This is a genomic window from Deltaproteobacteria bacterium, from assembly GCA_016210005.1.
GTDB lineage: Bacteria > Desulfobacterota > Binatia > HRBIN30 > JACQVA1 > JACQVA1.
Genome location: JACQVA010000137.1, coordinates 1 through 17,533, shown reverse-complemented (window position 1 = coordinate 17,533; position 17,533 = coordinate 1). Strand labels below are relative to the sequence as shown.

The window sequence follows — 17,533 nt, the reverse complement described above, 5'->3', positions numbered from 1 at the left end:
GTACTGTCAGACTGGTGAGGACTTGCCCGGTCGGCTGCACGCTACCCACAGATTTGTCGCACACCCAAGCTCGCTCGGCGCCCGGCTCACACCTTGATTCAGCCGGGGTCGCGTGGTAGCCACGGTGGCCCACGTGGGCTTGAGCCGTTAGCTCAGGTGGCAGAGCATCTGCCTTTTAAGTAGAGGGTCGCTGGTTCGAGTCCAGCACGGCTCACTGAAAATTGGATGCCCGCTGCGGGCGATAAACGGATCACCGTACACGTCCCCGTCGTCTAGCTCGGCCCAGGACACCGGCCTTTCACGTCGGCGACACGGGTTCAAATCCCGTCGGGGACGCTTCCGCTATTCACGGCCGGAGCAGGGATGACCCGTTCCAGCGTCAATTTCGCCTCCACTAGGTAGGTTCGATCGCCGTTTTCCGTGGCCGTCGGCGTAAAGACGACCCGGTTTGCGATCAGTTTCCGCAATGCGGCCCGGGCGGCCACCAGGTCGCTTCGCAGCATCTCTCCGAGCGGCTCAACGAACTTCGTCACGAGGCGCTCGATCCGCCGGAGGTCCAATTCCGGCACCGCCGTCAGGCTTGAAAGCCGCGCGAGATCGACCTCGACCGCGGCCCGCTCCCTTTCCCGCTCGCGGAGTCGTTCGAGGAGTGCCGCTGGCGCGTTGCCGTCCTCGACGGCGCGCACGAGGTTGTCGATCTCGCGTCGCACGCGGGAGAGGCGGGAGTGCAGAGAGTCGACTTCTTGCTGGGCGCCTAGGATGCGCTGCTGGACGATTTCGGTCGCGCGTTCGAAGATGACCCGGCGAACCTCGGGAACGAGAATTGCCGCTTGGATCTCCTCGACAACCCGCCGGTCCACGATCCGAACCGACTCATACAGTGTGTTTTCGCAGACGGTCGCCCCGCGGTTGCGGCGGTAGGAGCAGCCGTAGCAGCGGTCGCGCTTGTGACTGCCCGCGATCGCGATCGGGCCGCCGCACAATCCGCACACGGACAGGCCCGAAAGCAGGCTTGCCGGTGCCGGCGGGGTTCCGGCCTGCGCCCGGCCAGACCGGCGGTCCGCCTCGTTGTCAGCACAACGGTCCATCAGTCGGGCAGCCCGCCAGAGTGCATCGTCGATGATTCGGAGTTGGGGAGCGTCCACTTTCACCACGGCCGCTGGGGCTTGCCGCGTGCGAAGGCGCGTTCGTCCGGCCCGATCTGTGTTCTTGAACCTCCCCCAAGTGATCTGACCAAGATACCGCGCGCTCTTGAGCATCGCCTGGACCCCACCAGGCGCCCATGAACCCGAGCCCTTGCGCGGCGACGCAATCCGCTGGCCTCCGAAATAGCGGGTACTTTCCGCCGTGCAGAACGGGTCACCGTTCAGCGCGCGCGCGATTTTTCGGAGGCCATACCCGTCCGCGCGCATGCGGAAGATGGCTCGGACGACTTCGGCCTGCTCAGGGTCGATCTCCAACGAGACATGAGAGCGGATCGGATTTCCAGACGAGTCGACGCCCGAAAACACCGGGACATTCCGGTACCCGAAGACCACGCCGCCGGTGACGAAGCCGCGGCGTGCTTTCGCGAGCAGTGCATCGCGCGTCCTTTGCCTTGCCTTCTCGCGTTCGAGTTCGTCCGAGAATGCCCGTGCGGCAAGGGCAAAGCGATGCTCCGGTGTGTCGAGGCGAACCTCTTCGTTCGACAGATAAGCGAAGATCCCAACGCCGGCCTCCCGGAGGTCCTGCATCACAAGTTCAGTGCGCAGCCGATCTCGCCCGAGACGTGACGGCTCGGAGACGACCACCAGATCGAATGCCCGCCGGCGTGCACCGGCGAGAAGGCGGAGCAGCCCCGGGCGGTTCGTAAATTCCGCACCCGAAACCCCGTCGTCAACACATACGAACTCTTCAACCACCACAGCCTGAAGGCGGGCCGCGGCTTCGCGGCCATGTGCCACCTGGCGCAGCACCGAGTCGGCTTGCGGATCCTCCGTGGACTTCCTAGCGTAGAGGGCTGCTCTAATCATTCAGCCCGCCCCATACCTCGCCGTCGCCGGCTTTTCTAACCAACAGGCGTTGCACGACGGGGTCCTCGATCACGCGCGTCGCAATCCATTCGGCCATGGCTTCAACGAACGGCCGCAGCTCCGGACGAGGCCGCCTGTCATCACCGAGCGGGCTGCCGCTGCGCACGCAGACAGCCGGCGCGGGCTTCACGTCGCGCGCGCGATCGTCGACGCCGAGACTTGGTGCTGCATCGTGCGTGCGGATCCGGCCCACTTCACAACTCCTTCACGTCCGGCAGCCGCTCAAATCCCAGGCGCCGAGGCTCGCGGCCGCGCGACAGACGGCGTAGCCGGCGGCTTCGAAGATCGCTTTCGAGCGATGCTCGTTGCGCGTGCCCTTACGCTTGGCGTTCATCGTGCCGGCCACTCACGCCAAGGGTATCGAGAGCCATTCATCCGCAACCCGTGCGCGCACCGCCTCGTCGTGCACGTGCCGCTCCAACACGCGGCCCATCTCGGTCATGATCCGTAGCAGGTCGGTCCGGCTCACGTTGCCCCGGATGCGCTCGATCGTCTCGACGATCCGCGCGATCGCCAAGAGCGTGTTGCGCGCATCCGAGATGTCCAGCACCTGCCGCGGCTTGGGCGAGGCCGGGTGTCCCTCTTCATCCGTGGTCCAGCTCGCATGCCACGCGAGGAAGGCGTCGCGCCATTCGTCGTAGCGCTCGAGGAAGTCGTGCAAGATGGCGCGTGCCATCGCCAGCTCGTCCAACAGGTTCAGGGGATCGGGGTCGTTCTTGTGCTGCGCGTACAGGTCGCGAATGCGCTGCCGTTGGATCGTCGAGAACCGGCCGTGTTTGATCCGGCTAGCGCCGCCGTGCAGTTTGCACCTGCCGGTCCCAACGTGGTCCGTTCCCCAGCCGGCCGGGCGGCCACATGGTCGCCCGCCGCGAGTCCTCGCCTTGCAACTGTCATGGGGTATCCGCTTTCGAGCAACTGTCATGGGGTATCAGCGCCTCCGACGCTCACGATTGCGCAGCTCTCACCAAGGACCTGCATCGCGGTCGCCTCGAAGACCGCGACGGCTTCACGAACGTTGCCCAGCTTGCGCGTGCCGAAGGCTTGCTCGGCCGCCGCTTCCGCAGCGAGCCAACGCGGGTCGTCGAAGATCCACGGGCAGAAGCCGTGTTCTTCGTAGCGCGTCGCGATTCGCGCGACGGCATCGGCGTACAGCGCATACGGGTCACTCTCGCCAGTCATCGCGCTCACGCTCCCACGCTGGCGAAGCGGCGTTGGCAAACCGGGCCGTCTCTGGAAACCATCGCACCTTGATCAGGCCGGTCGGGCCGTTGCGGAACTTGCGCACGAGCAGCTCGGCTTCGTTCACCGGCGCCGCATTGTCGTACGCGGCCTCGCGGTGCAGCATGATCACGACGTCGGAGTCCTGCTCGATCGAACCCGAGTCGCGAAGGTGCCAAAGCTGCGGGCGCTTGTCGTGTTGGTCTTTGATCTCGCGGTTGATCTGGGACGCGAGCAACAGCGGAACTTTGTAGCGCTTCGCCAAGGCCTTCGCCTCGCGCGTGATGGTGCCGATCTCGAGGTGACGTGCCTCGCGGTGCCCGGGGAGGCTCATCAGGCCAAGGTAGTCGACGATGAGGAGATCGGCGCCCTTCCGGATCATGCGACCGCACGCGTCGGCCACACTCGGCCAGTCGCGCCGGTCGTCAACGATTTGCGCCGGCAGACGCGCGATTCGCGCCGCGGCCGCCCGCAAGTCTCGCACTTCGGTGGCGGTCAACGGACCGCGAACAACACGAGCGAGATCCACGCCGACGAGTTGCGCAAGCCATCGCTGCAGGAGACTTTGGGCCGACATCTCGCAAGAGACGAAGCCCACTCCGAATCCGCGCTGGAGCGCATGGAGCGCCCCCGTTAACGCGAAGGCGGTCTTGCCCATGCTCGGCCGGCCGGCGATGACGATCAGGTCTTCGCGTTGAAAGCCGCCGAGGAGTCGATCGAGATCGGTGAGGCCGGACGGGACACCGGTCAGAGTCGCCGCATCGGCGGTGCTGACACGGTCGATTCTCGCGATGACATCGGTAACGTGATGCGGGAGATCGAGCGCGAGGTGCTGCTCTGGTAAGCGGGCGAATTCGTGAGCGGTAGGATCAAACCATTCGGCGAGCAGCTGCGGGTCCGTTGCCAAGCGGTGGAGCAGTTCGCTCGCCTCCCGGATCTTCTCACGACGCAGCGCGGTGTCGCGTAGCCTCGCAGCGTGATGTTTGACCATCCACGGCGCGGCCGGCGCCGCGTCCTGTAGCTGCTGGAACCAGTCAAGCCACGTCGTGAGGTCTGCCGCTCCTGGGGCACCACTGCCTTTGCCGTAGCGCTCGCGGGCCGCCTCCGCGACGGCGACCAAGTTGTTTGAAAGGCCGTGGCGGTGTCGATCGATGAGCATCTCCCACATCTGGCGATGCTGGGTCCCGGAGAACGCCGCTGTCAGCGGTGCCCCATCGATCTCGGCGATCACATCAGGCACGGATGCTTCTCCGCCTTCCCGGCGCCCGTCGGCTTCGATCACTGCGCAGATGAGCAGGCGCTCGCTATCGAGACTCTGCGGGAGTCCGACCGGCAGGCCACGCTGGCGCTCGCGGCGCCGCGCAGAGAGGTCAGCGACCTGTGGCTGCGCCATTGAGGCGTTCCTCTCGACTTGCACGTCGTACCGCGTCTTCTTGCTCACGAAGATGAGCTGCCAGGTCCACGGGCCCGGGAGGCGTCACGGTGCGCGGATCATTCCCGCTCTGGCTCCTTGGAGGACCGAGCTGATCCTCCCATCGGCGCCCGCGTAGCCATGTCGCCGGGTAGGGGATGAATCGGCCATTCTCGCGTTGCCAGTCTTCCGTGCCGCTCGCCACCGTCACGGCGGCCATCAGAACAGCCGCCTCCCACGTATCTGGCTTCAGCACCCCCCAGGCCTTCCGTGCATCCTCCTTGCCCCGCTTCCTCGGGTAGAGAGCCCAAAAGGGTTCGAACCCTCCGGAAGGAAGGGTATCTCTATAGGGTTCGGGTTCGGGATAGGGTTCGGGTATTCGAAAGGGTTTGGCCGGCTCTTTCCGAACCGTTTCGGGAGGGTTGGTCAAATGGTTTCGGAAGGGTTCCGGCAGAGCTTCGACAAATGATTGGCCAAGCGTTGCGCCAACGGTTGCCGCGCGCTTGATCGAATCGAGCTTCATTGGGCACTCGGGCAGCAGGTCGAGGACCTTGGCCCAGGATCGCACGACGTTCCCATTTTCCGGCGGGTTGTAGCGCACAAAGTTCGGGAGCCAGAGGAAGGCGGCACGGTCGTCGTACTGCACCATGCCGCGCTCAACACACTCTCCAAGCGCCGCGCTGAACGTTCGGCGATCCCAGCCCAGCTCGGCGGCGAGTCCGGCCGACGAGGCGCGCATGGCACCGAGCGAGGTCATGCATGGGTGAGTGAGCACGAACAAGAATGCGAGCTTGGCGCGGTCGCTGAGCGCGCTGAACTTTTCGTCGTTCCAGATGCGCGTGTCGACGCGACGGTAGCGGCCCATCACCCCATCCCAGACCGAGCGAGGCGGCGGGCACCGCGGACGGCAGCATCTGCCTCGTGGCGTCGATCGAGTGCCTCGGTGATGGCAGCGGTGCCCAGACCCAATGCCGCAGCATCCTCGATCGCGTGCGCCAGTAGCGCGGCACAATCGGCACAGAGCAGAGATAGCGCGCGCCCGATCCGGTCGCTGCGCCGACCCCCGGCCTCCGTCTCGGCAGTCATCGCACCGTCTCCGCGCGTGGCGCCCCACCACACCGCCGCTGCGCATCGAGATACGCCTCGACGTCTCGTATGTCGTACCGAACCAACCCCGTCTCAAGGCGAATCCACTTCGGGCCGCGTCCGGCGGCCCGCCACCGTGCCAGCGTCTGCGGCATCACATGGAGGATCTCAGCGAGTTCGGCATCGGTTAGAAGGGGTTCTGGTGGTCGCGCGTCCATTGCTTGCGCCACCTACCAGAGCGAACTTGGTACAGTCAGGGGGGTCGTACCAACTTTTTTGTGGGGGGGTGAATCCTTCGGCGGATACGATCAGGATGGCGCTCAACCTGCTTTGCGACGGTGACCGCTACCCGAGTCTTGGACCACTCAGGGTGCCGCTCCCAAACCTCTTCAGCCAACTGCTGTTCGCGCAAGTTTCGAGCCGCGCGCAGCTTAGCCTGTTGCTGCTTCGCCTTGCGACCTGCCTCCATGAACTTCTTACCGATGGCGATCACCCCCTTGTTACTGAGAAGCCTCACCTCAGCGCGTCGGCGCCCGCGCCACGCATCATGGTGTCTCCTGCGGCGGTCCAAGTCCCTGAAGTACTCTTGCCCCGAGCGACAGATATGTGGTGTCGGCGTTCGAAAGATGCCGGCAGCGACTGCGGCGGCGCTCGCCGCTTCCCATGCGGGAGTCTCTCGCTCAGCGAAGGGGTCCCAGTCCTGGGCCAGCAGTCGTCGCTGCAATATGAGGATGCGTGCGGTGTCTCTAGCCGCGTCGAGTTCAGCAGCACCTCCACCGCCGATTCCCTGTGCCAGGAGCGTCTGCACCTCTGAGTTCAATTCGTCGCGGGGAGGCGCCTCGATGGGGTGCCTGAGCGCCTTGTACCTTGGTCCCAACTCAGAAGGCGCGACGGCGTCAGACACGGAGATGAATGCAGCGGACTTCAGAAACCTTACGTAGGGAACGAGCGTCCACCAGATTTGAGGGTTGACTCCTAGGTCCCGTAGCTGTCGCTCGGCGTCTATGATGCGAGCCGACCACTCATTCCGCAGCCGCTCAGGCAATTCTCGGGTTCGTTCCGCGATGGCGCCGGCCTCCGCTAGCTGGAGCAGCATCGCAGCGAGCCGTGGTCGTGCATACGCGGGCACACGACCACCTGGGCGGCCCTTCGTTGACCCGCGCGCTCTCTCGTTCCGATTCCTAGAAGTGCGCTTCCGCGCCAACTCGCACCTCCACCATGGTGCCCACGAGTTCAAGGAAGCGCCGCGGCGGCCGGCCGTGGAAGTCCGGTGTTCGGGAGCGACCCTAGCCGCGGCGCATGGTCAGTGTGCTATCCTGCCTCGCATGGTCGACAAGGCCCTCGATCCCGAGCGCCGCCCGGCGCGTTGCCGGTACTGCCACGGAGACGTTCCCGCTGGTGCCCGAAAGTGCCGACACTGCGGCGAGTGGCTGGACGTTGCGGAGAAGTCCGACATGCTCGCCGGTGTCCTCGGGTTTCTGCTGGGACCGGTTGGCTTGTGGTATAAGGGCCAGTGGGCGGCCGGCTTGGTCTGGCTGGGCGCGATCGCCGCGGCCGTCTTCCTGCTCGGAATTCTTGCGCTGCCGGTGATCCCATTTCTTTGGATCGGAATGGCGATTCACGCCGCGTTCGCACGCGCCAGGTAACGCGCCCCGCCTACGTCTTCTTTGCCTTCGCCTTCGCCCAGCGGGCGCGCACGGCTTTCCGTGCCGCTTCGCTACGCTCCTCGGGCGTCAGGTTCGCCGCGCGTGCGGCGCCGCCCTTCTTCCCACCCTTCCGACCCAATGCTACTGCGTGCGGATTCTTGCCCTTGGCCATAGCGAAGCTCCTTTTTACGTCAGCGGTCAGGAAATGCAACTGCTTGACAGTACGAAACCGCTCACGTATACACACGGCAAATAAAGCGAGCCGATGGGGTGCGTCACCACCCGCACCGGCTCTGACCACAACTCGAAAGGAGCTCCGAGCCATGGCTACACGTACTCGTACCACACGACATCCGGACCGCCCACCGTTCGAGACATCACCCGAGCGGATCGAGGCGATCCGGGACACCCTTGACGCGATGTGCGGTGCCGGCCAGTGCGTCTTCGACTCATTCGAGGACGCGGCCTCGCTGCGATCGCTCGCGAAGACCCTTCGGCTGCCGTATCTGCAAGTCCAGCTGATGCGGTTGGGGACTGCCGGCCTGACCGAGGCCGACGTCGACGAGTACAACACTTGGCGGGCCTCTCTCGGCGGACAAGGAGGTGGGCGATGAAGGCACGCGCGTCCACGCGAGGCTACGACCTTCTGCACCTTTGGGAGGTGCGGTTTGAGAACGCCGATCTGCCCGAGCGAGCGGTCACGCGCACGGTGTGTATGGCGTCTCGTCACTGGGAGATCAGCGATACCCTGCTCAGAGAGGCGCGCGGTCTGGTGCAAGAGTGGGCTTGCCATGCACGGCAGGACCACGAAACCTTCCGGATAGTGGGTGTGCTGCCCATCCAGCGGGAAACCAGGATCTTGATGCCCACGCCGGCGGGCCGAGGCCGCCAGTAGTCGAGAACCTCATGGGCCGACAGGCACGCAGAAATGCCGATCCTCATCGAGCGATCGGGTACGTTCGCGTGTCCACGGACGAGCAGACGCTCGGCCCCGAAGCGCAGCGCGCCGCACTTGAGCGATGGTGCCAGGCGAACGCCGCCGACCTGGTCGCCGTCTTCGTCGAGCAAGGTGTGAGCGGGGCAGCCCCTCTCGACAAGCGGCCTCAACTCCTGGCGGCGCTGGCGGCGCTGCGTGAGCACGGCGCCGGCGTCCTGTTGGTCGCGAAGCGCGATCGGTTGGCGCGCGACACGATGGTCGCGGCCATGGTGGAGCGCGTGGCCGAACGGCACGGCGCAGTGGTGCGAACAGCCGACGGGATCAGCGATGGCGACGGCCCGGAATCCGTGCTCATGCGGCGGATCGTCGACGCCTTCGCCGAATACGAGCGGCTGGTGATCAAGGCGCGCACGCGCGCGGCGCTGGCGGTGAAGAAGGCGCGCGGCGAGCGAGTAGGCGACGTTCCCTACGGCTGGAGGGTCGGCAGCGATGGAATACGCCTAGAAGCTGAGCCCGCAGAGCAACGCGTTCTCGAAGTCGCGCGGGTCCGGAGGGCGCAGGGCCTTTCGCTGCGGGCGATCGGGGCATGCCTGGAAGCCGCGGGCGCACGGAGCCGGTCAGGGGGGCGTTGGCACCCGCAGACGGTCGCGAACGTGCTGCGCGCACAGCGCGCGCCGGCGGCAACGCGTCAATCACCGGTCGGTGCTTGACGGCCGCGGCGTGCCTGTGCCGCCTGCCGGCGACGGCGCCGTCGCGCCTCGATTCGCTGGACCGCGCGATGCCACACCGCGAACTCCAACGCGACGGAATCGGGCTTAGCGTGGCGTGCCGGGGCCAACCGACGGGCCCATTCGGCGAGCTGCTCCCGGCCCCACGTGACCGCGACGTTGTGGCTGTTCCGCGGACCACCGGCCTGCGTGATGATGGCGTGATCCGTTACCTCGATCGTTGCATGCGCGCCCGCGTGCTCGACGTGGAAAATGTACAGTCGGCCATACACCGCAGCCTCCGCATGAAACGCCACGCAGTGATGCATCCGCTCGGCTTCCACGACGATCTCGCCAACCGTCGCAAGGAATCGGATTCCCTTGGTAGCCGGTAGCGGGATCGGGGGCGGCATCGTTTGGCAGCTCTCTCGCAAGCCGAGCATGGCAACAACCTCGCGCGGGTCGCCCAGTTGCCGGTGCCAGCGAATCGCCTTGCTGGCCAACCCGCCCAGATCCCCGTTGTGCAGGCCAGGCCAATCGGACAAGAACCACACGAGGCGCTGCATGTCGGCAGGCTCCTCCGGCCGGAGCCGCACTCGAAGGTACCTTCCCACCTTCCCCATCGCCCCTCGAATCGCCGCTTCGTCGGCGCGGAGAACGATTCGGGTCAACGAAGACCACTTGTTGTTGAACCGCGCGCGGGTAACCGCAGTCGCACCAAAGACGGGGGCGCTCTGGTATCCAACCTTCACCAAGCCCAGCAGCGCACTCAGCAAAACGGGATTCGTAATCGCCGCCGACAAACGGATGGCCCGAAGGTACACGCCGTGGCCTCCGGCATCGCCTTCAGGCGGTCGCCAAGTTCGATGACCTCGCGCACGAGTGCGAAGTCGCATTGCGCAGGACATACTTCATCCGACTCCTCGCGAAAACAGGGGTCACCGCAATCGGCGACGGACGTGTCTCGATCCGCCGCGCGCGCGGTAAGGCGCCTCCGCCACTGCTTGTTCCTGGGGCGCGTCGAGACCCACGAATTCCTCTTCGAGGACGTACGCCGTCCGCGGGCTCCTCAAGGACGCCGTCAGGAACTTCGTAACCGCCTTGCGGATGCCCGGCACTAGCGACTCGCGCGAGCCGGCCACATTGAGGGTCCGAATCTGGTGGTGCGTGATCCACTCCCGAAGCCGATCTTCAGCGGCCGCGCCGAGCCGATTCATGTCGAGGTGCAAGCACGGCTTGCCCGCGCTGCGCGCAATCCGCACCGTCAGCGCGCTGCCCGGAGTAACCGGTCCTTTGGTGAAGACCACGGTACCGTCTGCCGCAAGCACGTTCCGACGCGTTCGCGACTGATAGTTCGCCGCGCTCGTCTCTCGGAGTCGGTACCGCTTTGGCACCTTTCCATCTTCGGCCCGCCGTTCCTTCGGGCACCAGCCGCCGTGCGGAACTCCCAGGGCGATTGCCGCGTCGAGCCCACCACGGTCCGCCCCCGTTTGGCCACCGCTGACGATCTTGGTGATCAATGCCATAACGAAGCAGTCTACCAAGCACCCTACGCGGACTTACAGGGCAGCTTCACATGCGTGGGAATGAATGCGAGGCAAAGGAAGCCGGCACGGCCGGGGTTAACCCGAACCGTGCCTACACGCCAGAGGATCTGGGTATTTCACCTCAGGCGGGAGCTTCCGCCAGGCTTCCCCGCGGCGAACCTGCCCGACTTACAATGCCGGAGGAACGCCGCGAGAAGAACCCAGCGCAATGGATGCTAGTACCAAGGGCGCTCGCCAGCAAGGTGAAATCCCCACCGTTCAGTTTCAGTTGATGTCGAAAGAGATGCTATTCGAGATTCGAGACCGCCATCGCTCGTAAATTGCGCCGATGGCCAGCGCGGAAAAACAACAGGCCCTCCGCCACGGTCCTGACCTGCTTACGATGCAGGGGGTGCGCAACGAAGGGCCTGACTGTCACACCGCCACGCGGCAGCGTAACCCCGCTCACAAAGCGGGGGGAAGCCGCGAAGGCAGTGCGACAATCGAAGACTAGCAGCGATCCGCGGGCGCCGGCAAATGGTTCGCTTCGCCGTTCGTGGTGAGTGTCCTAGTAGTTTTCCCTCCCGACAGTACCGAGCTATCCACCTTTGGCGAAAGAAGTCCGCCAAGCGCTCTTGCCCGCCAAGCGTTGAGTGCCGTAATCCCGTTGAGGTTGTTCGCGGCCCGCCCCCTGCATCGCAAGTGGGTCAGGCTGGTCACGGACGACCGGGGAGCACCCGCCGACGGGGACATATCGGAATCTGTCGGCTTGTAGCCACGGTGCGGGATAAACCCCGCCGTGGCATCTCCCCGGGGAGGGGGGCATGCTCGTGAAAAATTCTGCCGCCCAGGGTCCCTTGCTCGTGAAAATCAACACTCCCTCTGCATTTCGTCGAAACAGTTGTGTACGGAGCGCCTTGTCGACGCACCCGATCTTTCAGATGGGGTGAAAGATGTCGCACGTGTGCGTGACCATGCCGCCGCAGTCCGGCCCGATGGTGTGCTTGCCAACCCAACTGGAGAGAGCTAACAGATTATCGACAGGCCCTTGGTGGTGCCGCCCCTGCCTTGTTAGCGGGTCGGCCGCATCGCTGAGGGCTTTGTCATTTTGCCGGCCGTCGGAACTGCGAGACCCGATGCGAAGGATGCGGCCGGGGATCGGTCTGGTGGCGGTCTCGCGCATCTCCGAGGCTAAACCCGGCGCGATGGAGATAGTACCGAAGGGTACTACTCGCAAATTGAGCCGATGGTTGGCTACTGGAGGAGTTCCGGCTCACCTAACTCACCAGGTCCGCCGGCGTTCGCCATCAATTGTTCGCGGATGAACTCCTTGCAGGGATCCTGCTGGTTACGAGGAACGAATCGGACGAAGGCCGCGGCCACCGCCTGCATGTACCGCTTGAGTTCGCTGTGGGTGATTGGGCCGAGCCGCTCTTCGATCTTGAGGATGCGTTCGGCGATCTCGGTTGCCCGCCTGAGCGCCTCGATCGCGGCGAGCGCCGGCGGCGTCTTGCCGAACGAGTTGTCGGTGTCGTTGAGATTCGCTTGGTCCACGTAGTGTCGAACCAGCACCTTCGCCAACGCGAGCTGCTGTCGCAAGTCGAACATGTCGTCACTCTCGATCTCGGCCTCGTACAGCACGCGCAACTCCGGGTACTGCTCGAACAGGAGTCGTCGCGTCGTCGGCGTCATGGTGCGCCCCGTCGTCAGCCCCGATAGCTTCTTGTTCTTCCGAACGCCGCGGCGCTCACGAGCGGGATAGCCGGCGCCGTGTTTCCCGCAGCGCGTGAATCCTTCTCGCGCCGGCTTCGAGCACTGCCACGGCGCCCCGTCCCGAACAGCCGAATGTTGACAGCGCGGCCGACCATGCGGGAAGCGCCGCGACGGCTTAGTCAGCTTCTCCAGCTTTCTCGGTGGCATGCCTCTCTGCCCCTCCTTCTGCTTCACCTACGCGCCCAGCACCATGAAGTCCGGCGGGAAAGCCAGCACCATGGAGATTCCCTATCGCGTCTTCGACACCTCGCTGAGAATCGTCGGCAACGCCGGCGCGGGGTTGTTGTTCACGCCCGCGTCCGGATGCGTGTGCGAGTCGAAGATCGCGATGAACTCCAGCAGCCACGTTAGGAACGTGCTGCCCAGCACCACCTTCTCGACCGCACCCTTGCCAAGGTGGATGTTGGCCGCGTCGATCTCATGCAGGTTGCCGGCGCTGTCGAACGTCGCTTTCACCGTCGGCGTCTCGAAACGGATGAACGGCCCGTCCTGCTCAATGACCATTCGCGCGACCGCATCGCCGTTCAGGTTGCGGATTTCGAGGACGCCGGCGCGGCTAATCGTGAGTCGATAGCGCAGATGCTCCGACCAGAAGACGTAGGCCGCTTTCAGGTGGTCCGGGATGATCGGATTATGGATCGGAACCGCGACGGGCGCCTGCTGATAGGCGTCGACGTAGCCAACCAGCACCTTCGACTGGCGCTCAGGATTCTCGGTCCCGTCCGGATTGGTCTGGTGTTTCTCTGGCAGGAAGTGCGCCAGCACCTTACAGCGCCGCACGACGGCGCTGGTGCCGTAGAGAAGACGCACTGTCACTTCCCAGGTCTCCGGATGCACCGCGGTCACGATGCCGGTGCGCCATTCGCGCTGAGATTCGGCGGGGTGGTCGGTCATGCGGTCCGCTTCTCCGCGCAACAAGATCGTCTGCCGTCACACGCGGCTCGCTGAACGAGGCTTCGACGACCAGCTTGACCGACGGTAGACCGCGAGTCTTGACACTCCAGCGGGACTGGCTTTACCCTTTGGCCGTGCGCACCGCGGCCATTGTCCTCGTCCTGATCGCTCTGCCGGCTGCAGCCGCACAGCCCACACCGATGCCGCGTGAGCAGCGCGAGCTGCAGGAAGACATCTGCTTTGCGGAACACCTGTATGACGATGCGACTGCAGTGAGACCAGAAGACTACAGCGATAATCCCGGCGAGGCGCCACAGTATTCTCCCCCACTGCACCGGGGCCGTGTTTTCCCATATTCTGAGCGGGTCAAGCAGCTCTGCGGCCGCTACCGTAGTCGCTACGGCTCTCTGCCTCAACGTTGCTGTGGGCTTGTCGTGCAGGGCGAAGAGCTCGCGATAGGATTTTGCGATATGCAATTTGACGAAGGCGCCACATCCGAGGCCGTTGCGCAAAGATGCGGGGCGGCGAATCCAGGATACATGCCGCCCTGCTGCCCTGGAGCGGAAGCCGCGCGACGATACCGCAAGGTCTGGATGGAGAAGCGACGACGCCCGGATCGCCAGACCGATCCGGCTGAAACCGAAGCGCTTGCTGAAATTGAAAAGACGGCGCCCGGGGATCGGTCTCGCCATCGCGTTGGGCCGTGCACACGCTTCCATGATCGCTTCGGTCGCTGGCCAGAGGCCTGCCCAGATCAGTAAATTGGCCATCCCCGCTCCACCCCGATCGTGGTCGTGTACCGCGGCCGCTGCGTGCCGATCGTTAGCGAGTGCGTGACGGCCGCGATGTAGTATTCACGGCTGACGCCCAACCCCTTGTGCACCGCTCGCTTGCCCACCTGCATGAATGGATTTCCAACGAGACCGTAGTGGCCACGATAGAAGAGCGGCTCAAATCGATGCCAGTGGTAGACCATCAGTTCACGCACGCGCGCGCGCTGCTCCGGATCGAATCTCGGGTCCGCTGCGGAATCGCCGGCTTGATGAAGGTAGTAGTCGGCCCACTGCTGTAGACGAAGGCCGAAGCGCCGGGCTGATGACGGAGCCAAGGGATCGAGATCGATGAGAGGTGAGTGAATCGCGCGCCAGTCCTCGGGGGTGTTGATACTGGGCACTCCGGGCTGGATGTAGAAAAGATTTTGGACTGCATCTTCTGATCGCAGCAGCGAGCTATTCAGTAGGTGCTGATCGCTGATCGCGACGTTCTCGACCGGATCGGTCTCGAACTCCCGGTCAAATTGCGACCCGGAGTGATCACGAATGCCAATCAACTCGCCGCCGCCTGTGATGCGCCCCCCAAATGGCGGCTTTCGAAAGATGACTTCCATCGCCGAAGGTGACAGCACTTCAACTTCGCGCTGCGGACTATTTTGGTCGCGGGGAACTGCGAACAACTCTTGATAGTGCGGGTCAACGAAGCCGCTCATGATTTGCCAGAGATCGCTGTCTGTACTCACTTGCGCCGCTGCGGGAAGTGCGGCTAGCGGATCGAAGAGTTGCCCCTTCGCCTTCTCGCGATCAAAGAAGAGCAGGCCTCGCAGCGCTGCATCGAAGAGCCCGAGATTCAGCAGGGGCATCGCTGTAGGATTGTAGTCGCTCTTCAACCCAACGGTGACCATTTTGACGAAGTTGGCGATGGCATCTACCGGTGACTCTCCTACCTTGGCGAGGATCGGATCGATCGCCACCATGTTGTCCTTCAAGGTGAGCGCCGGGCTCGCGGTCGCTGGGAGCACGAGCTGCTGAATGGTCTTCCCCTCGCCGACTTTGAGCGTCTCGGTGGCCGGCTGAACGCTCCCGCGACCTAACGCATCCGTGAAAGGGGTTTTCGCAATATCGGGCCGCAGCAGCTCCGGCCTCACCGGCAGATACAGGGCCTTCTGATCCACGAAAATGCACGTCAGCTCCCGCGCCGCCACCTGCACTTGCCGCTCGGGCGCGGCCTGCTCCCAGTTAGCGCTTTCGATGCGCGCCCCAGTCAAGCCGAGAAACACCAGCACCGGTTCCGGTGCGATGGGCGCATGGGAGAGGAAGATTTCGATCAGGCTGTAGCTCGGGATCAGGTCGGCCCAATTGTAGCCGGCCACTGGCTCGCGCGGTACGAAGTTCAGCGTGGCGCGGCCGAACGGCGAGTCGAGCTGCTTCGTGATCACCAGCGAGATGAGGTCATCCGCCGGGCCGCCGCGCTCGTTCGTGTCGAAGCCGAAGAGCATGCCCGGCCTGATTACGCCGGTACGCGGATCAAATTCCGGCGGGGTCTGAATCCGGATTATCACCCGCGGTGAGGCTCGCACAACGTTCATGGTCACCTCTTCGCGACAAACTCGCGCGGATCACGCGGTGCATTGTTGCCGGCGCGCACTTCGTAGTGCAGATGCGGCCCCGTGGCATTGCCCGTCTGTCCCACGCTGCCCACAACGTCGCCACGCCGCACCTTTTGGCCCACGGTCACCGCGAAGTCGCGCAGGTGGGCATAGCGCGTTACGTAACGGCCACCATGATCGATCTCGACAAGGTTGCCATAGTCGCCGGCGCACCCTGCGCGGCGCACCGTGCCATCGGCCGTCGCGTGCACGGGTGCGCCGGTTGGCGCACCGATGTCCTCACCGTCGTGGCGCCGCAGGTCGCCAAAAACGGGATGGCGGCGCATCCCGAAGGCGCTGCTCATGATGCCATTTACCGGCTGGCCGTGCGGCACGCTGCGATCTGCGAGCGCATCCCGTCTGCCCGCAGTGTCACTCTGACGACGGCGCACGGACGATGGCAGTTCCCGGTGATGTCGCGGATCAATCAGTTCGGGGTTCACCATGGCGGCACGCGCCGCTTCAAGATCCCTGATGATCAGCTGCCCGAGGGCCTGCGCAGCATTCATTGTGCGGCCCCCGGTATGCGCGGTGAGACCTCTTGGTTCCAGTAGGCCAGCGCTTGGCGGATCGAATCGGCGAGCTGAATCACATCATCGGTGATCGACTGACCGAGTTCTTTGATTCCGGTGGTCACCGCGATCGCCAGCTTTTCCTTGCCGGCATCGATCACCAGCGCGCCAGCTTCCGGCCCGGACTCCGCCAGCTTTTTTGCCAGCTTCTCAGCCAGATCACCTTCCTGACCAGTGCCAGGCTCAGCGGACACGAACTGGTCGAAGAGCTTCTGCAATTGCAGCGCTTGATAGGCGCTCCCGGTCTCGCCCTTGAGCGCCATGCGTTCGGCCGCCGTGCCGCGGCCGTACAGACTGTAGCGCCCGCCGGCCATGGCGTGGAGCGCCACGGTCTGCAGTTCGCGCGGCAAGCTGAACACGTTCTCCATCGCGGCGCTCGCGCCGACATAGTCGCCGAGGTCATAGCCGGCGTCCGCGAATAGGCGGCGGGTTGTGGGATCGAGGCCCATCAATGCCCGAAGCTGCGCGGCGCGCAGGGCCGTATTCTGCGGCTGGGCCATCACCTGCATGAAGGCCCCGACGGTCCGTCCGCTGATCGCGGGATTGATGTCGCCGCCGTAGAGGCGGCTCGCGATCGCCATCCGCTCGGCTGTCGAGCCGTAGTCAAGGACGGGGGCGCCACCCGACGCCTGTAACTCGACGAGCTGCGCATACTGGGAGAGGTAGTCGCTCATGAAGGCGTCGTTGCCGCCCCAAGCGCTTCGGCCGTAGGCGCCGTGGAGCATGGAGGGGAGGCCACCCGTCGCATACCGCTCGGTCCGCATCATGTCCGCCATGGGTGAAAGTGGCCGCCCCAAGCGTCTGAGTTGCTGCCGCCGTGCAACCTCCGCCTGCACCTCTTCCAATGTCATCTCGACGCGGCGTTCTCGAATCGTCTCGCTGGGGAGACGGCCAAGGGCGCCAAGTTGACCCATTGTCCCGGCGAGCTGCACCGGTGGCAGATCATACGCGCGTGCGACTTCGAGCACGCCGCGCACGTCGCGCCGGCCCGTACGCGTCCCATAGGCCGTCATCGCGCCGAGCGATTCCGGAAATCGAAAATAGAGCGGGGCCTCATAGGCGCCCATCATGTGCGCACGGATGCCGCCGAAGTCGCCGCCGAGTCGCATGCCGGTACCAAACACGTGGCGCCGCGCGTCGACCGCCGTGCCGGTGTTCGAAAACATGTACCCGGCGCCGTAACCAGCCAGCGTCGCCAAAGCCAAGGGCCAAGTCGTGAAACCCATGGCTGCACCGGCAAGTAGGCCCAGGGGACTCCCACCCCCGATG

Annotated in this window: 21 protein-coding genes and 2 tRNA genes; 6 read left to right on the top strand and 17 right to left on the bottom strand. The window is 64.7% G+C overall.

The annotated features are described in order from the left end of the window. The first annotated feature begins 141 nt into the window (after positions 1 to 141). Together HY699_13045 and HY699_13040 are read left to right on the top strand one after the other, a co-directional pair. Positions 142 to 214: transfer RNA gene (locus tag HY699_13045), tRNA-Lys, on the top strand. A gap of 47 nt (positions 215 to 261) precedes the next feature. Beyond that, positions 262 to 336: transfer RNA gene (locus HY699_13040), tRNA-Glu, on the top strand. Here the strand turns inward: HY699_13040 and HY699_13035 are convergent. The 9 genes from HY699_13035 to HY699_12995 all read right to left on the bottom strand — a co-directional run bounded on the left by HY699_13035 (position 318) and on the right by HY699_12995 (position 6,883). Continuing rightward, complete coding sequence (locus HY699_13035; GenBank protein MBI4516730.1) at positions 318 to 2,012, bottom strand: recombinase family protein; 1,695 nt, start codon at positions 2,010 to 2,012, stop codon at positions 318 to 320. The genes HY699_13040 and HY699_13035 overlap by 19 nt on opposite strands. Continuing rightward, positions 2,005 to 2,265 (bottom strand): hypothetical protein, encoded by a 261-nt coding sequence (locus HY699_13030; protein ID MBI4516729.1) that lies wholly within the window; start codon positions 2,263 to 2,265, stop codon positions 2,005 to 2,007. The genes HY699_13035 and HY699_13030 overlap by 8 nt, the downstream gene beginning before the upstream one ends. Positions 2,266 to 2,418: 153 nt before the next feature. Then, on the bottom strand, positions 2,419 to 2,748 hold the full coding sequence (locus tag HY699_13025; GenBank protein ID MBI4516728.1) for a hypothetical protein: 330 nt from the start codon (positions 2,746 to 2,748) through the stop codon (positions 2,419 to 2,421). Positions 2,749 to 2,990: 242 nt separating this feature from the next. After that, positions 2,991 to 3,251, bottom strand: coding sequence for a hypothetical protein (locus HY699_13020; protein ID MBI4516727.1), 261 nt, complete (start codon positions 3,249 to 3,251; stop codon positions 2,991 to 2,993). Continuing rightward, positions 3,235 to 4,683: an AAA family ATPase gene (locus tag HY699_13015; protein ID MBI4516726.1), complete on the bottom strand. Its 1,449-nt coding sequence runs from the start codon at positions 4,681 to 4,683 to the stop codon at positions 3,235 to 3,237. The genes HY699_13020 and HY699_13015 overlap by 17 nt, the downstream gene beginning before the upstream one ends. Then, positions 4,661 to 5,566, bottom strand: coding sequence for a hypothetical protein (locus HY699_13010; protein ID MBI4516725.1), 906 nt, complete (start codon positions 5,564 to 5,566; stop codon positions 4,661 to 4,663). Before HY699_13010 ends, HY699_13015 begins: the two co-directional genes overlap by 23 nt. Next, on the bottom strand, positions 5,566 to 5,787 hold the full coding sequence (locus tag HY699_13005) for a hypothetical protein (GenBank protein MBI4516724.1): 222 nt from the start codon (positions 5,785 to 5,787) through the stop codon (positions 5,566 to 5,568). Before HY699_13005 ends, HY699_13010 begins: the two co-directional genes overlap by 1 nt. Further along, on the bottom strand, positions 5,784 to 6,005 hold the full coding sequence (locus tag HY699_13000) for a helix-turn-helix domain-containing protein (GenBank protein MBI4516723.1): 222 nt from the start codon (positions 6,003 to 6,005) through the stop codon (positions 5,784 to 5,786). The genes HY699_13005 and HY699_13000 overlap by 4 nt, the downstream gene beginning before the upstream one ends. A 35-nt stretch (positions 6,006 to 6,040) precedes the next feature. Next, positions 6,041 to 6,883 carry a hypothetical protein gene (locus HY699_12995; GenBank protein MBI4516722.1) on the bottom strand — a complete coding sequence of 281 codons (843 nt, stop codon included), beginning with the start codon at positions 6,881 to 6,883 and terminating at the stop codon, positions 6,041 to 6,043. A 358-nt stretch (positions 6,884 to 7,241) separates the two neighbouring features. Between HY699_12995 and HY699_12990 the strand changes: the two genes are divergently transcribed. After that, positions 7,242 to 7,433 carry a hypothetical protein gene (locus tag HY699_12990; GenBank protein MBI4516721.1) on the top strand — a complete coding sequence of 64 codons (192 nt, stop codon included), beginning with the start codon at positions 7,242 to 7,244 and terminating at the stop codon, positions 7,431 to 7,433. A gap of 10 nt (positions 7,434 to 7,443) precedes the next feature. On the opposite strand, the gene HY699_12985 is transcribed toward HY699_12990, so the two are convergent. Continuing rightward, positions 7,444 to 7,605, bottom strand: a complete 162-nt coding sequence (locus HY699_12985; protein MBI4516720.1) for a hypothetical protein — start codon at positions 7,603 to 7,605, stop codon at positions 7,444 to 7,446. 151 nt (positions 7,606 to 7,756) lie between these two features. On the opposite strand from HY699_12985, the gene HY699_12980 reads away from it, so the two are divergent. Genes HY699_12980 through HY699_12970 form a run of 3 tightly spaced genes read left to right on the top strand, consistent with a single transcriptional unit; the run spans position 7,757 to position 9,080 of the window. Continuing rightward, positions 7,757 to 8,047, top strand: coding sequence for a hypothetical protein (locus tag HY699_12980; GenBank protein ID MBI4516719.1), 291 nt, complete (start codon positions 7,757 to 7,759; stop codon positions 8,045 to 8,047). Beyond that, positions 8,044 to 8,328, top strand: a complete 285-nt coding sequence (locus tag HY699_12975) for a hypothetical protein (GenBank protein MBI4516718.1) — start codon at positions 8,044 to 8,046, stop codon at positions 8,326 to 8,328. The genes HY699_12980 and HY699_12975 overlap by 4 nt, the downstream gene beginning before the upstream one ends. Before the next feature lie 11 nt (positions 8,329 to 8,339). Further along, positions 8,340 to 9,080 carry a recombinase family protein gene (locus tag HY699_12970; GenBank protein MBI4516717.1) on the top strand — a complete coding sequence of 247 codons (741 nt, stop codon included), beginning with the start codon at positions 8,340 to 8,342 and terminating at the stop codon, positions 9,078 to 9,080. Here HY699_12970 and HY699_12965 read toward each other — a convergent pair. From HY699_12965 to HY699_12935, 7 genes are all read right to left on the bottom strand, one after another. Next, positions 9,059 to 9,643 carry a PcfJ domain-containing protein gene (locus HY699_12965; protein ID MBI4516716.1) on the bottom strand — a complete coding sequence of 195 codons (585 nt, stop codon included), beginning with the start codon at positions 9,641 to 9,643 and terminating at the stop codon, positions 9,059 to 9,061. The genes HY699_12970 and HY699_12965 overlap by 22 nt on opposite strands. 372 nt (positions 9,644 to 10,015) lie before the next feature. Continuing rightward, complete coding sequence (locus HY699_12960) at positions 10,016 to 10,603, bottom strand: putative molybdenum carrier protein (GenBank protein MBI4516715.1); 588 nt, start codon at positions 10,601 to 10,603, stop codon at positions 10,016 to 10,018. Positions 10,604 to 11,857: 1,254 nt separating this feature from the next. Further along, entirely contained in the window at positions 11,858 to 12,295 is a 438-nt protein-coding gene (locus tag HY699_12955) for a hypothetical protein (protein MBI4516714.1), read from the bottom strand. 309 nt (positions 12,296 to 12,604) lie between these two features. Then, the gene (locus HY699_12950) at positions 12,605 to 13,270 is read right to left on the bottom strand and encodes a hypothetical protein (GenBank protein ID MBI4516713.1); all 666 of its coding nucleotides are present in this window, start codon (positions 13,268 to 13,270) and stop codon (positions 12,605 to 12,607) included. A 754-nt stretch (positions 13,271 to 14,024) separates the two neighbouring features. Next, the gene (locus HY699_12945) at positions 14,025 to 15,542 is read right to left on the bottom strand and encodes a hypothetical protein (protein MBI4516712.1); all 1,518 of its coding nucleotides are present in this window, start codon (positions 15,540 to 15,542) and stop codon (positions 14,025 to 14,027) included. 92 nt (positions 15,543 to 15,634) lie between these two features. After that, positions 15,635 to 16,201 carry a M23 family metallopeptidase gene (locus HY699_12940; GenBank protein ID MBI4516711.1) on the bottom strand — a complete coding sequence of 189 codons (567 nt, stop codon included), beginning with the start codon at positions 16,199 to 16,201 and terminating at the stop codon, positions 15,635 to 15,637. Next, positions 16,198 to 17,430 (bottom strand): hypothetical protein, encoded by a 1,233-nt coding sequence (locus tag HY699_12935; GenBank protein ID MBI4516710.1) that lies wholly within the window; start codon positions 17,428 to 17,430, stop codon positions 16,198 to 16,200. Before HY699_12935 ends, HY699_12940 begins: the two co-directional genes overlap by 4 nt. Positions 17,431 to 17,533 lie beyond the last annotated feature (103 nt).

Coding starts and splice junctions, on each gene's coding strand:
- HY699_12980 (MBI4516719.1), top strand. CDS start 7,757: ATGGCTACACGTACTCGTACCACACGACATCCGGACCGCCCACCGTTC.
- HY699_13000 (MBI4516723.1), bottom strand. CDS start 6,005: ATGGACGCGCGACCACCAGAACCCCTTCTAACCGATGCCGAACTCGCT.
- HY699_12935 (MBI4516710.1), bottom strand. CDS start 17,430: ATGTTTTCGAACACCGGCACGGCGGTCGACGCGCGGCGCCACGTGTTT.
- HY699_12945 (MBI4516712.1), bottom strand. CDS start 15,542: ATGCTCTTCGGCTTCGACACGAACGAGCGCGGCGGCCCGGCGGATGAC.
- HY699_13010 (MBI4516725.1), bottom strand. CDS start 5,566: ATGGGCCGCTACCGTCGCGTCGACACGCGCATCTGGAACGACGAAAAG.
- HY699_12965 (MBI4516716.1), bottom strand. CDS start 9,643: ATGCAGCGCCTCGTGTGGTTCTTGTCCGATTGGCCTGGCCTGCACAAC.
- HY699_12995 (MBI4516722.1), bottom strand. CDS start 6,883: ATGCTGCTCCAGCTAGCGGAGGCCGGCGCCATCGCGGAACGAACCCGA.
- HY699_13020 (MBI4516727.1), bottom strand. CDS start 3,251: ATGACTGGCGAGAGTGACCCGTATGCGCTGTACGCCGATGCCGTCGCG.
- HY699_12985 (MBI4516720.1), bottom strand. CDS start 7,605: ATGGCCAAGGGCAAGAATCCGCACGCAGTAGCATTGGGTCGGAAGGGT.
- HY699_12960 (MBI4516715.1), bottom strand. CDS start 10,603: ATGGCATTGATCACCAAGATCGTCAGCGGTGGCCAAACGGGGGCGGAC.
- HY699_12975 (MBI4516718.1), top strand. CDS start 8,044: ATGAAGGCACGCGCGTCCACGCGAGGCTACGACCTTCTGCACCTTTGG.
- HY699_13005 (MBI4516724.1), bottom strand. CDS start 5,787: ATGACTGCCGAGACGGAGGCCGGGGGTCGGCGCAGCGACCGGATCGGG.
- HY699_13015 (MBI4516726.1), bottom strand. CDS start 4,683: ATGGCGCAGCCACAGGTCGCTGACCTCTCTGCGCGGCGCCGCGAGCGC.
- HY699_12950 (MBI4516713.1), bottom strand. CDS start 13,270: ATGACCGACCACCCCGCCGAATCTCAGCGCGAATGGCGCACCGGCATC.
- HY699_12955 (MBI4516714.1), bottom strand. CDS start 12,295: ATGACGCCGACGACGCGACGACTCCTGTTCGAGCAGTACCCGGAGTTG.
- HY699_12990 (MBI4516721.1), top strand. CDS start 7,242: ATGCTCGCCGGTGTCCTCGGGTTTCTGCTGGGACCGGTTGGCTTGTGG.
- HY699_12940 (MBI4516711.1), bottom strand. CDS start 16,201: ATGAATGCTGCGCAGGCCCTCGGGCAGCTGATCATCAGGGATCTTGAA.
- HY699_13035 (MBI4516730.1), bottom strand. CDS start 2,012: ATGATTAGAGCAGCCCTCTACGCTAGGAAGTCCACGGAGGATCCGCAA.
- HY699_12970 (MBI4516717.1), top strand. CDS start 8,340: ATGGGCCGACAGGCACGCAGAAATGCCGATCCTCATCGAGCGATCGGG.
- HY699_13025 (MBI4516728.1), bottom strand. CDS start 2,748: ATGGCACGCGCCATCTTGCACGACTTCCTCGAGCGCTACGACGAATGG.